This window comes from Snodgrassella sp. ESL0304 (genome assembly GCF_013344995.1).
Taxonomy (GTDB): Bacteria; Pseudomonadota; Gammaproteobacteria; order Burkholderiales; family Neisseriaceae; genus Snodgrassella; species Snodgrassella alvi.
Genome location: NZ_JAAEDR010000004.1, coordinates 37,002 through 48,704, shown reverse-complemented (window position 1 = coordinate 48,704; position 11,703 = coordinate 37,002). Strand labels below are relative to the sequence as shown.

Sequence of the window (11,703 nt, the reverse complement as noted above, 5' to 3'; positions counted from 1 at the left end):
CGCTTGGCACTCACACTTATCGGTAATCTGTTCTGTTAAAGAGCGTTGCTTTCGACTGCGTTCTACTTTAAACTGTGCGTTTGTTTCGTGTCGCGTCATCAGCGAAGAAGGCGAACTATACGCCTCCTCAAATCCCCTGTCAACTCCTGCCTGCATTTATTTTTGACTTTCTCTTCACTACTCTGTTTTTCCTGAGTTTATTTTTGGTGCCTTTGACTCAGTTTGATTATTTTTCAAACTTTCATGACTTGCTTTGTCTGTGTGTTTATTAAATGAGTTGTGTATTCATATTCGTTAGTTCTAAAGATTAATACTCTTTAGTTTGCGAACAGGTATCATTGTTTATAATTTGTATTACTATAATTTGTATTACTATAATTTGTATTATTGATATAAAAATTGGTGTTTACAGATTTATTTAAATGTATGGCTTATAGATTAGGTATTTTTATACTTGTTTTTGTATTTCTATAAACAATTAGAATAGTCATTTAATTTTTTAAATGTTAATCCGGCTATTTTTATTCTCTGGATTATTGATTGATTTTTTTACTACTATTATGCCCCGTTTTTATTTACCGCCCAGTGTTTTAGTTTCAGATGCATTCTCTTTACCTGATACGGCTGCTCGCCATGTACAGGTGTTACGCTACCAGCCAGGTGAGGTAATTGAGCTTTTTGATGGGCTTGGAAAGGTCTATCAGGCTGAAATTACGTCAATGGGTAAGAAAAATGTGGATGTACTGATTCGTGAAAGTACAGATATTAATTTAGAGTCACCATTAAATATTACATTGTTGCAATCCATATCAAGTAGTGATCGTATGGATTTAACTATTCAAAAGGCTGTGGAACTGGGTGTAACTATGATTCAGCCAGTACTAACGGAACGCAGTAGCCAGCGCTTAAGTGGCGAACGGGCAATGAAAAAACTTGAGCGCTGGCTGGATATCGCTATTGGTGCCTGTGAGCAATGCGGCAGAACGGTAGTACCTCAAATTCAACCGATAATGGGATTGTCAGATGCATTGTGTGCTCTGGGTGTGGATGATTTAAAACTGCTGATGAGTTTAAACCAGCCCCGAGCATTAAATCAGTTTACACAGCCACAGGCAGTAGTATTGCTGGTTGGTCCTGAAGGCGGATTAAGCCAGGCTGAAGAAGAGCTGGCAATTAATCATGGCTTTGCTGCAATCAGCACAGGACCCAGAGTATTACGGACAGAAACAGCATCTTTGGCAGCTATTGCGGCAATGCAGTTGCTATGGGGAGACTTTCGCGGGTGAATTAGAAAAATCCGGAACTGATAATAAAACCAGCCAGTTTAGTCTGCTATCTGGCTGGTTCTGTATTAATATTCTTCTGGTATATAACGATAAGGATAATTAGGTTCCTGATAATCACCCTTATCCTGACGTTTTGGTAATTCGACCTTTTTCCGTGGTGTCTTTTTATACGGAATTTCACTCAATATATGTTTAATGATATTCAGACGCGCTTTCTTTTTATCATTAGAATCAACCACGTACCACGGTGCCCATGAGGTATCAGTTGCCATGATCATTTCATCACGAGCCCGGGAGTAATCATACCAGCGACTGTAGGACTTGATATCCATAGGAGAAAGCTTCCAGATTTTACGCGGGTCGTTAATTCGCCCAAGCATACGTCTATGCTGTTCTTCCATACTCACTTCAAGCCAGTATTTAAGCAGGATGATACCGGAATTAACTATAGCTTTTTCCATAAATGGAATAACTTCTAGAAATTCCTTACTTTCTTCTTCGGTACAGAATCCCATCACGCGTTCTACACCAGCACGGTTATACCAGCTACGGTCGAAAATAACGACTTCTCCAGCCGCAGGTAGATGAGGAATATAGCGCTGCATGTACATTTGTGACTTTTGGCGTTCACTTGGTGCCGGCAAGGCAATAGTTTGAAAAATACGAGGACTAACTCTCTCAGTGACAGCTTTAATTGCACCACCCTTACCTGCTCCGTCGCGACCTTCAAAAATAATACATACTTTTTGTCCGGAGGCTTTTACCCATTCTTGCAGGGCAACCATTTCACCCTGAAGTTTTTCCAGCTCTTTGTAGTATTTCTTTTGGGATAATTTTTTATGTTTAGTATTTTTATCTTGATTATGTTTGGTACTTTTATTCGGACAAGTGTTATTCTGGCTTTCTCTCTGCTCAGTATCAGGTATTTTGGTTTCAGATTGCTGCTGGTTTGCAGTCATAATACTTCCCCTATCTGTTGTTATTAATAATTAAAGTAAATTTAATATTAACAGATTATTAATGTTAACAGTTATTTGCAACATCAGTTACATGTTTTTACAATATTATTTTCTGTTCTGTATACATGAATAAACTTAGTTATTGCAGATTTGCGGCAGCAGTGCGCTGTTCATCTTTTACTGTAAACCACCATACGATTAAACCGATGATAGCAAGAGCAACGCCAACCCATGCTGTACTTGTCCATCCCCAGCCGGCGGCAATGGTTAAGCCGCCTAAATAGGGTCCTAAGGCATTGGCAGCATTAAAAGCACTATGGTTGAGTGCTGCAGCCAGTGTCTGAGCTTCTTTAGCTACATCCATCAAACGAATTTGTAATAATGTACCTACAGCACCGCTCATGCCGATTAGTACAACCTGAATACATATCCAGTAAGGATGATGCACTGCAAAAGGATATAAGGCCAGCATAACAGCAGACCAGGCCAGTAAGCATGCTAATCCACCCATTACATGGCGACCGGCCAGGCGTGGCACGATAATATTGCCAAGAGTCATGCCTACACCGTAAAGACACATCACTAGTGGTACGCTTTTAGGTGACATACCGGTAATATCTTCGAGTGTTGAAGCCATGTAAGCATATATGCCAAACATACCGCCAAAACCAATGGCTCCTATAGCCAGTGTTAGCCATATTTGCCGGTTGGTCAGTGCACTAAGTTCACGCAGCGCATTGCTACCGCCTCCCTGCATACAATTTGCCGGTAAAAAAAGAGCTACCAGTATCACTGTTAAAGCAGCCAGTATGGCAACGATAAGAAAAACAACCCGCCAGCCTACTGCTTGAGCCAGCCAGCTACTTAAAGGTACGCCGATGGTGGTAGCAATGGTTAAACCGATCATCATTAATCCTACAGCCTGAGTTCTCTTATCCGGAGGCACCATAGCTGCGGCAACCAGTGCACCAACACCAAAATAGGCACCATGCGGCAAGCCACTTAAAAAGCGAAATAACATCATACTGCGGTAATCTGGAGCCAGCATCGTGCCGAGATGTGTCAGAGAGAAAAATGCCATAAGCACCAGTAACAGGCTGCGCCTGCTAAAGCGTGCACCAAATATGGCAATAACCGGAGCGCCTATGACAACACCCAGTGCGTAAATGCTGATTAGATGTCCTGCTACGGGTTCGCTTATATTTAAACCACTGGCGATATAGGGCAAAACACTCATGGTGGCAAATTCTGTAGTGCCGATTGCAAAACCGCCAACAGCAAGAGCAAATAAAAGCCAGCGGGGATGAGGAATGCGATTAGGTTCTGTGTTCATAGTTGTGTGATTAGGCTGGTCAATAGTAGCCAGTAAAATTGTGTGTTTATTGTGATTTAAGTCTAACTGATTGAGAAATATTAGTAAAAATTGATTTTAGTTTTTTTGCATAAGTCTATTGCGGATAATTAAATATTGTTTAGTTTTGTGAATATAAAATTTTATTTGGTTAGGGTGCAATCTATATATTGTCAGTGAATAGCTAAGCCAATATGTTTTACACATTTTCTATTTTTAAATTAAGTGCAAAGATAATTGAATATTGAGCAGATAATGGTTTTATCAGGTTATTAGGTTTTGTTTGTTACGGTTTTGATGCTTTAGCAGGATATAATAGTATTAATTATGTACTTTTTATTAAGATGTTTTATTTTAAATGAATGGAATAAATGATGAGTAAGCCTAGTGCTCAAACACTTGTAAATCGTCCTGATGATGCACAGTTACTGGCAGATGAAGCAAAGTACTGTTCGTTTGGTGATACGGTACATTATGTGAATCCGCCAAAAATCTTTGATGGCTGCGAAGGCAGCTATATGTACGATAAAAATGGTACACCTTATCTGGACTTACAGATGTGGTATTCGGCCTGTAATTTTGGCTATGCTAATGAACGGCTGAATGCTGTGCTGAAGCAGCAGGTTGATACATTACCTCAATGCGCCAGCCAGTATCTGCATCCTACTAAAATTGAGCTGGCTAAAACCATTGCTCTGGATATGAAACGTAAATTTGGTCATGATGGTCGTGTGCATTTCAATGTTGGTGGTTCTCAGTGTATTGAAGATTCATTGAAAATTATCCGTAATGCATCTGAAGGCCGTTCATTAATGTTTGCCTTTGAAGGTGGCTACCATGGACGTACTTTAGGTGCATCTTCGATTACATCCAGCTTCCGTTATCGCCGGCGTTATGGCCATTTTGGTGATCGCGCTATGTTTATTCCGTTTCCTTATCCGTTCCGCCGACCTAAAGGAATGACGGCAGAAGAGTATGGCGAACATTTGGTGGCAGATTTTGCCCGCCTGTTTGAAACAGAATACCATGGTGTGTGGGATCCGAAAGCCGGACAAGCTGAATATGCAGCATTCTATGTGGAACCACTGCAAGGAACAGGCGGATATATTGTACCGCCACGCAACTACTTTAAAGGACTGAAAAAAGTTCTGGATCAATATGGTATTTTGCTGGTTGTTGATGAAATTCAGATGGGTTTTTATCGCACCGGTAAATTATGGTCAATTGAACACTTTGATGTAAAACCCGATATGCTGGTATTCGCTAAGGCACTGACCAATGGCATGAATCCGCTTGGTGGTCTGTGGGCGCGGGAAGAACTGATTAATCCTCAGGTATTTCCGGCTGGTTCTACTCATTCTACTTTTGCCTCAAATCCATTAGGAACAGCGGTAGGTCTGGAAGTATTCAAGATGATGGCCGAAACTGATTATGAAAAAATGGTTATGGAAAGCGGAGCATATTTCCTTGAGGGCTTAAAAACACTGGAACAGCGCCATAAGGAAATAGGTGAAGTAGACGGTCTGGGGCTGGCTTTACGTGCCGAAATCTGCACAGAAGACGGATTTACTCCGAATAAAGCTCTGGTAGACAAAATGGTGGATATTGGTATGTCCGGCGATCTGGACTGGCAGGGTCAGAAAATGGGGCTGGTACTGGATATTGGCGGTTATTACAAAAATGTCATTACTTTCGCGCCTTCATTACATATTACCAAACAGGAAATTGATCAGGGTATTGATTTGCTGGATCAGTTGATTACACGTGCTAAAAAAGAACTAATGGCTTAGGGTTGGTAATGGCAGCCGGCTGATATTCAGGCTGGCTGCCGTATTAGTAAATTATGAATTATCTGACTCAACTGGAACCGAATGAACTGGTCGATACTTTTCTGACCAGTCCGCCTCAGGATTTTACAGCATGGCAATTAACAAGCGGGGTACCGGCATTTGCTGCACGGTTTGATTTACTGACTACCGCAGAATCTGATTTTCAGCAAAAAATTCGCCATTGGCCGTTATTTAACTGGTGGCAGCAGTTTCTGAAACCTGAAACTTGTTTTATTGGTACTACTGTATCGGAATATGCGCTGTTTACTCAACAACAATCTGTGCAGCAGTTTGCTACAGAAATTAAACAGCATTATGGCAAAAAATATCCGCTGCTGATTGTGAAAGATATTCCTCAGCAATCACCATTACTGAATCATCAGGCAAATGAATATGCTGCATCGCTGATACAGGTATTGCAACAAGAAGGATTTATTGCAGTAGAAGGTCAGGCATTAGCCTGGGTACCGATAGATTTTAATGATATTGATGAATATCTAGGCCGTCTGTCTTATCAGCGGCGTAAAAACTTCCGGCGTAAATTAAAAACGCAATCGCTGGTAGAAATCGGTTGTCTGCATAGTGGTGATGCCTATTTTCAGAATAAGGCCGTTTTAGATGAGTACTATCAGTTATATTTGAATGTTTATAATCAAAGTGAAATCCATTTTGATTTATTAACCAAAGATTTTTTTGTGCACCTGCTACAGGACAGCAGCAATCAGGCCAGGATTTTTACCTACCATTATCAGCAAGAACTAATTGGTTACAATATCTGTTTTGTTCTGAACGGTATGCTGGTAGATAAATATATCGGTTTTGTTTATCCTCAGGCACGGGAACTGAATCTGTATTATCTGAGCTGGTTTTACAATCTGAATTATGCCAAAGAGCATGGACTTAAAATTTATGTCGCCGGCTGGACGGATCCGCAAGTTAAAGCATCTTTAGGTGCACAATTTACTTTTACCAAACATATGGTATATGTCCGCAATCCTGTTTTAAGAAAGCTACTGGCAAAAATCAGTACTCGTTTCGAACAGGATAAAATCTGGCAGGAAAATAGCAATCAGCCTACTCAGGATAGTAAAAAACATGAATAAAACGGTAATTCTGGATTTTGACCACAGTACAGGATCTATACCAGATGCAGTAAGAATTGAACTTGGTCAATGGCAGGAAGTTATTCGTTTTGGTTGCTCTCAGACCAGTTTTAAGAAATTACAGGCTGAACTGAATCAGCAATTACCCGAACATTATGGTACGGTATTAACCGGCAGTGGCGACTATCATCATATTTCACTATTGTTGATTAACCGTTTACAGCAATTTTTTAGTGCCTCCAATCCGATACAAATTATTATTTTTGATAATCATCCGGATAATATGCGTTATCTGTTCGGAATTCACTGTGGTTCGTGGGTCAGCTATGTGGCGCAATTGCCTTTTGTCAGCCATGTACATGTATTAGGTATTACTTCAAATGATATAGGGGTGGCACACAGCTGGGAAAACCGGCTGGCGCCATTATTTCAGGGTAAATTAACCTACTGGTGTATGGATGTGCGGATTGGCTGGGCAAGAACAATTGGTCTGAAACAGGCTTTTCGGGCATTCTCCTCACCAGAAGAACTGGTAAGCGCCTTTATCCGGACACAGCAACAAACTAATGAACCTGTATATATCTCGATAGACAAAGATGTTCTGGATAAAGACGTAGTACAAACCAACTGGGATCAGGGGCGTATGCAACTGGAACATTTATTAACTGTGATTAACGCTATGAATCAGCGGATTATTGGCAGCGATATTACTGGTGAAGTATCTCAGTGGGAATATACCAGCCTGCTAAAACGCTTACTGAGTGCAATGGACAAACAGGAACCCATTCCGGCTACTACACTGACTGCATGGCAAGAAAAACATCATGCTGTTAATCAGCAATTGCTTGCCGCTCTGGCTCAGAATCAGCGCACAGCATCCTGAATAACTTCACATATCCGGGAAAATTGAGCATCAGTAAGCCACAGGCTGTTGGTAATAGTTAACATACGTGCAGCAAAATCTTCAGCATTCGGCATGGATGAAGCTGGTACAATCGGCTGCAAATAATCGTATTGAGACAGTGGGTGAATAAATAACCGCGTTACCCCCAGCGGACTAGTCCATAGCTGTTTTAATACAGCATCGCGATGTTGGCATGCAGGCAATAACACCATTAGAAAAGGCCATACCCCCCGACCATGCTGATCGACGATCACCTCTATTCCGGAAATACTCTGCAATTGTTCAATACGCTGGTAGGCCTGCTTTTGCAACATATCTAGAAATGCCGGTAAACGCAGGAAAGCATTAGCAGCTACATGCTGACGCCAGCGACTAACCCGATGCATTGGAATATCAAAATCAAAATCATCTCCAACGGCTGCAATCCATTGCTGCCGGCGCAATGCCTTTCTCCTGCCTTGCCCATAAACAAAATGTAAACCGGCAGGATTATACAAAGCAGTGTATCCAAATAATTCGAGAGTTCTCAGCAACTCCCATTTGCACCGGCGTGGCAATAATTTTTCGGACATAGCTTGTAAATTACTGCGTAATTGCATATCACTGGCGGTTAACAAACCGCCTTCATACATAGTTAGCCCTTTACCAGCCGCCAGACTGAACAGCACAATATCGCCATGCTGCCCTACTTCTGCACCCAATGCCTGCGCTGCATCCTCTATCACACTAATCTGACAGGACTGAGCCAGTTGTTTAACGGTACTGACATCTGTCACCCGGCCGCCCAGGTGTGTAGGTATCACTGCCAATACCTGCTCATTTAACAGAGTACTTAACTGAGCGATATCCATATCGATACTACCGGGTTTTAAATCACATAACTGTAACTGTAAACCACAATGATGAACGGCCAGCGCAACCAGCGGACAGGTATATGCCGGTACAATTACGGTTTTACGCTGTGGCTGTTGCTGTGCCAGTGTTGTTAACGCAATAATCAGTGCTGCAGTACCTGAACAGGTAAGCTGTAAGGGCGGCAGATGCAATTGTTCGCTGATTCTGCTCGTAAGTGACTGACCAGCCGGCCACCAGTCAGACCACTTTAGCGGTAATCCGGCAGTGGGCGGGTTCTCATAGTAGTATGACATATATAATACTAATCTTCTGAACCGGAAAAGTTAACACGGCTCATCATCTTTACTATGTTTCTCGGTTTCCATGATCTCTTTTTCAGCCAGTGCTAAAAAGATAATACCAGCCACAATAAATATCGCGCCGAGGATACGAATGTTTGTGATGTGCTCATGAAACAGAAAAGCTGAAACCAGCATTACTGTAACCACTTCCAGATGCGATGCAGCAAATGCCGGACCAACTGGTGCTTTTTTCAACAACATCATCCAAGTAAAAAAAGCGCCAATATAACCGGCAATGGCAATATATACCCACGGCTGAGTAAATACGCGGGAAATCCAGTCCCAATCCGCAGCAAGTGGCTGCGCATGAATAGCAGTTAATTTAAAACTACTCTGCCCCAATGTATCAAACAATAATAAGAGCGCAAAACCAACTATATAAAATTTACGCATTATGACGCTCCTACCAGTACTACTCCGATGGTAATACAAAACATACCGGCTAACCGGAAACGGGTAAGCTTTTCCTGAAACAAAACCCGTCCTACCAGCATCAGCACGATAATGTTAATTGAGCCAAGTAAAATACCCTGTGACAATGGTACCTGACTTAAAAATGCCAGCCAAAGCAAAAATTCAGCGACATAGGAACCAATCCCAATCCACAACCAGTAATTACTGAACAGATCAATCCAGTAATACCAGCCATTGCGGTTATCTGGCGCAATGGCTGCATATTTAAATGCTATTTGCCCGAGCGTATCAAAACAGATATTGGCAAACCATAAAATGAATACAAGCATCGTCATATAATATTTCCTTTGCTGCGAGATAGATATTCACTTACGCTGTTTGCGCTATATGCTCGAAAAAGGCAACTGATTCATTGATTACTTCGCGCCGCTGGCGATCAATGGTAATCAGGTGATAGCTGTCATCCAGAACGATAAATTTTGTTACTCCGCTGACATACTTTTCTACCAGACGCGCATTAGTTTTGATATTGGCAATATCATCATGACCGGAATGCATAATCAGACAGGGAGCTGTAACCTGTGGCAATTGTCGCCGCACTATTTTGGCCAGTGCCTGCATTTCTGCCAGCGCCGGAAACGGATTACCGGCCAGACCGGCACTGGCACTATCGCCACTGAACATGCTGGCAGCAACAGTTGCACGAATACGTTCATCTTTCAGCCCATACGGTGGTTTCTCTATAAATGAGGTTTTCTGAAATAAATGAAATTTTTTAAAAAACGGTAATAGCACAAAAGATTGTTTTGCCCAGAATGGAATGGACCAGCCATCGTAACTGAATGTTACGCCATAGACACCTACACCCCGTACCAGCTCAGGCTGATCGGCCGCCAGTTTCAATGCTAGCAGCGCACCCATTGATAATCCTGCTACAAACAGACAATCAACTTTTTGCTTTAGAAATTGTGCAGCCTCCTGCACACTGGCATACCAGTCACGCCAGGTAGTCTGACATAAATCAGCTTCATCACCGCAATGACCAGCCAACTGCATGGCATAGACAGTAAAACCTGCCTGATGCAGCCCTTTGGCCAGAATACGCATTTCATTGGGGGTACCGGTAAGACCATGTACCAGCAGAACACCATTGCGATTACCGGGTAAAAAATAGGAAGAATCTTGAATCATAATTATAAATCAGGTATTAATGCCTTATGCTGGAATCAGGCAGCTATTCTCGGTCGGAGCTTTAAGCAACTCAGGCAAAATGGCAGTAACATCGCCAAAATTCTTGATTGGATAATACGCAATCCGCTGTTGCTGACAAAAATCAATTAATTTATCTTTGGCAAATACCATATCTACTTTATCTGCCACACAAAAATCCGATGTACCATCACCAACATAAAAAATCTTTTGAAAACCAGTCAGTTTCCGGCGGTGCTGACATTTACAATTACCACTGGCTTTAAGGCAGCGATCATTGGCATAAGGAAAATCCAGTGCCCAGTCTTGCTGTTGATTATGCAATAAGCGATTGGCAAAAACCGGTAAAAAGTTCAGATTATACCGCTTAAGGATGGACTGAATGGCATAGTCCAGTCCATCACTGACAATATGTACATTTAAATTTCTGCTTTGTGCAAAGCTGATAAACTCACTAAAAGCAGGATCAATTTTAATTTGTGCCAGCACACTGTCCAACTCAGCCTTACTGGCCTGTATATTAGCAATCTGCTGATGCATGCATTCCCGCGAACCAATAATACCTTCCTGCCACTGCTGCTCCAATAAGGCACATTTCTCATTACCAAAATGATTCAGTAAGGTATCAGTAACATCTTTTTCACTGATGGTTCCGTCAAAGTCACACAATACTGTATACTGACTCAAATCGTTAGCATAAAAAAGTGACTGATGATTTTGCGGGCTTTCCGCAACGGGGAAGAAACAACTCATATTGTTCCATATAAAAAATTACAAATGAAAACAGGCTGGCATTGTAACAAGGAAAATGAAAGATAACGCAAGATGCTTGAATATCTTAGTGTGTAAAGGCTAAACGTAAATAATTTCACTAAATTTTAGCCAATTACCCTAACATGATAATTGACTAAATATGGCTGATAGATCGGAGATTAAGGGTACTAAATATATATTCTATCAATAGAATAATACCCGTTCACTTTGAACACTAATTTCAGTTTAATATAAAATAAACGAAAATACATGTCAGAAATGTATCTTATACTTCGCTGAAACTCAGATTACCTGTCTGCTATACCAAGCCGCCAAATCTGTCCACAACAGAACTAATCTATACAGATAGCTGATATGTCTAGATATTTTAACCGAATAATTGTTCTATTTTAAAACATTTCTGCCAGAAATTAAACTGACTGGATTTAAGTATCCTTAATGCAATATCAATATTGGAAAGAAGTAAGCTAATAATTGTTATTTTTTCACAATAATTTAAATTATATAGATAATTTACTTAATTCAAATGGCATAAAATAATCAGAACGGATTCTCAGCAAAGACGATTCAGAAACAAATAATTGTTTATCCGATATTTATTATTCTGATAATTATCGGATAATAAGCATAACTGCTATTTTTAGTAGCAGAGAATTTTGATATCTATGCTTATAAAGA

At 41.0% G+C, this 11,703-nt stretch carries 11 protein-coding genes; 4 read left to right on the top strand and 7 right to left on the bottom strand.

The window, feature by feature from the left end; genetic code table 11:
• The first annotated feature begins 560 nt into the window (after positions 1-560).
• On the top strand, positions 561-1,286 hold the full coding sequence (locus GYX91_RS00595; RefSeq protein ID WP_078474375.1) for a 16S rRNA (uracil(1498)-N(3))-methyltransferase: 726 nt from the start codon (positions 561-563) through the stop codon (positions 1,284-1,286).
• A gap of 65 nt (positions 1,287-1,351) precedes the next feature.
• Here GYX91_RS00595 and ppk2 read toward each other — a convergent pair whose 3' ends face one another.
• Entirely contained in the window at positions 1,352-2,245 is an 894-nt protein-coding gene (gene ppk2 / locus GYX91_RS00590; protein ID WP_078474376.1) for a polyphosphate kinase 2, read from the bottom strand.
• A 139-nt stretch (positions 2,246-2,384) separates the two neighbouring features.
• On the bottom strand, positions 2,385-3,578 hold the full coding sequence (locus GYX91_RS00585; protein WP_037392836.1) for an MFS transporter: 1,194 nt from the start codon (positions 3,576-3,578) through the stop codon (positions 2,385-2,387).
• 389 nt (positions 3,579-3,967) lie between these two features.
• Here GYX91_RS00585 and GYX91_RS00580 point away from each other — a divergent pair, with 389 nt between their 5' ends.
• The 3 genes from GYX91_RS00580 to GYX91_RS00570 are packed head-to-tail and all read left to right on the top strand — an operon-like array spanning position 3,968 to position 7,411.
• Positions 3,968-5,386: an aspartate aminotransferase family protein gene (locus GYX91_RS00580; RefSeq protein ID WP_238791293.1), complete on the top strand. Its 1,419-nt coding sequence runs from the start codon at positions 3,968-3,970 to the stop codon at positions 5,384-5,386.
• A 53-nt stretch (positions 5,387-5,439) separates the two neighbouring features.
• Complete coding sequence (locus tag GYX91_RS00575; protein ID WP_100125671.1) at positions 5,440-6,528, top strand: GNAT family N-acetyltransferase; 1,089 nt, start codon at positions 5,440-5,442, stop codon at positions 6,526-6,528.
• Positions 6,521-7,411 carry an arginase family protein gene (locus GYX91_RS00570; protein ID WP_174829683.1) on the top strand — a complete coding sequence of 297 codons (891 nt, stop codon included), beginning with the start codon at positions 6,521-6,523 and terminating at the stop codon, positions 7,409-7,411. The genes GYX91_RS00575 and GYX91_RS00570 overlap by 8 nt, the downstream gene beginning before the upstream one ends.
• Here the strand turns inward: GYX91_RS00570 and GYX91_RS00565 are convergent.
• Genes GYX91_RS00565 through GYX91_RS00545 form a run of 5 tightly spaced genes read right to left on the bottom strand, consistent with a single transcriptional unit; the run spans position 7,393 to position 11,004 of the window.
• Complete coding sequence (locus tag GYX91_RS00565) at positions 7,393-8,580, bottom strand: DegT/DnrJ/EryC1/StrS family aminotransferase (RefSeq protein WP_174829682.1); 1,188 nt, start codon at positions 8,578-8,580, stop codon at positions 7,393-7,395. The two genes, GYX91_RS00570 and GYX91_RS00565, sit on opposite strands and share 19 nt — an antisense overlap.
• A 30-nt stretch (positions 8,581-8,610) precedes the next feature.
• Positions 8,611-9,021 (bottom strand): multidrug efflux SMR transporter, encoded by a 411-nt coding sequence (locus tag GYX91_RS00560; protein WP_174829681.1) that lies wholly within the window; start codon positions 9,019-9,021, stop codon positions 8,611-8,613.
• Positions 9,021-9,377 (bottom strand): EamA family transporter, encoded by a 357-nt coding sequence (locus GYX91_RS00555; RefSeq protein WP_037392850.1) that lies wholly within the window; start codon positions 9,375-9,377, stop codon positions 9,021-9,023. The genes GYX91_RS00560 and GYX91_RS00555 overlap by 1 nt, the downstream gene beginning before the upstream one ends.
• A 34-nt stretch (positions 9,378-9,411) precedes the next feature.
• Positions 9,412-10,233 (bottom strand): carboxylesterase, encoded by an 822-nt coding sequence (locus tag GYX91_RS00550; protein WP_084550153.1) that lies wholly within the window; start codon positions 10,231-10,233, stop codon positions 9,412-9,414.
• 24 nt (positions 10,234-10,257) lie between these two features.
• Positions 10,258-11,004, bottom strand: coding sequence for an MtnX-like HAD-IB family phosphatase (locus GYX91_RS00545; RefSeq protein ID WP_084550151.1), 747 nt, complete (start codon positions 11,002-11,004; stop codon positions 10,258-10,260).
• Positions 11,005-11,703: the final 699 nt, after the last annotated feature.

What these genes read in the sequence shown, in the direction of transcription:
- GYX91_RS00580 (WP_238791293.1), top strand. Translation starts at nt 3,968, where the DNA reads ATGATGAGTAAGCCTAGTGCTCAAACACTTGTAAATCGTCCTGATGAT.
- GYX91_RS00575 (WP_100125671.1), top strand. Translation starts at nt 5,440, where the DNA reads ATGAATTATCTGACTCAACTGGAACCGAATGAACTGGTCGATACTTTT.
- ppk2 (WP_078474376.1), bottom strand. Translation starts at nt 2,245, where the DNA reads ATGACTGCAAACCAGCAGCAATCTGAAACCAAAATACCTGATACTGAG.
- GYX91_RS00570 (WP_174829683.1), top strand. Translation starts at nt 6,521, where the DNA reads ATGAATAAAACGGTAATTCTGGATTTTGACCACAGTACAGGATCTATA.
- GYX91_RS00560 (WP_174829681.1), bottom strand. Translation starts at nt 9,021, where the DNA reads ATGCGTAAATTTTATATAGTTGGTTTTGCGCTCTTATTATTGTTTGAT.
- GYX91_RS00555 (WP_037392850.1), bottom strand. Translation starts at nt 9,377, where the DNA reads ATGACGATGCTTGTATTCATTTTATGGTTTGCCAATATCTGTTTTGAT.
- GYX91_RS00545 (WP_084550151.1), bottom strand. Translation starts at nt 11,004, where the DNA reads ATGAGTTGTTTCTTCCCCGTTGCGGAAAGCCCGCAAAATCATCAGTCA.
- GYX91_RS00565 (WP_174829682.1), bottom strand. Translation starts at nt 8,580, where the DNA reads ATGTCATACTACTATGAGAACCCGCCCACTGCCGGATTACCGCTAAAG.
- GYX91_RS00595 (WP_078474375.1), top strand. Translation starts at nt 561, where the DNA reads ATGCCCCGTTTTTATTTACCGCCCAGTGTTTTAGTTTCAGATGCATTC.
- GYX91_RS00585 (WP_037392836.1), bottom strand. Translation starts at nt 3,578, where the DNA reads ATGAACACAGAACCTAATCGCATTCCTCATCCCCGCTGGCTTTTATTT.
- GYX91_RS00550 (WP_084550153.1), bottom strand. Translation starts at nt 10,233, where the DNA reads ATGATTCAAGATTCTTCCTATTTTTTACCCGGTAATCGCAATGGTGTT.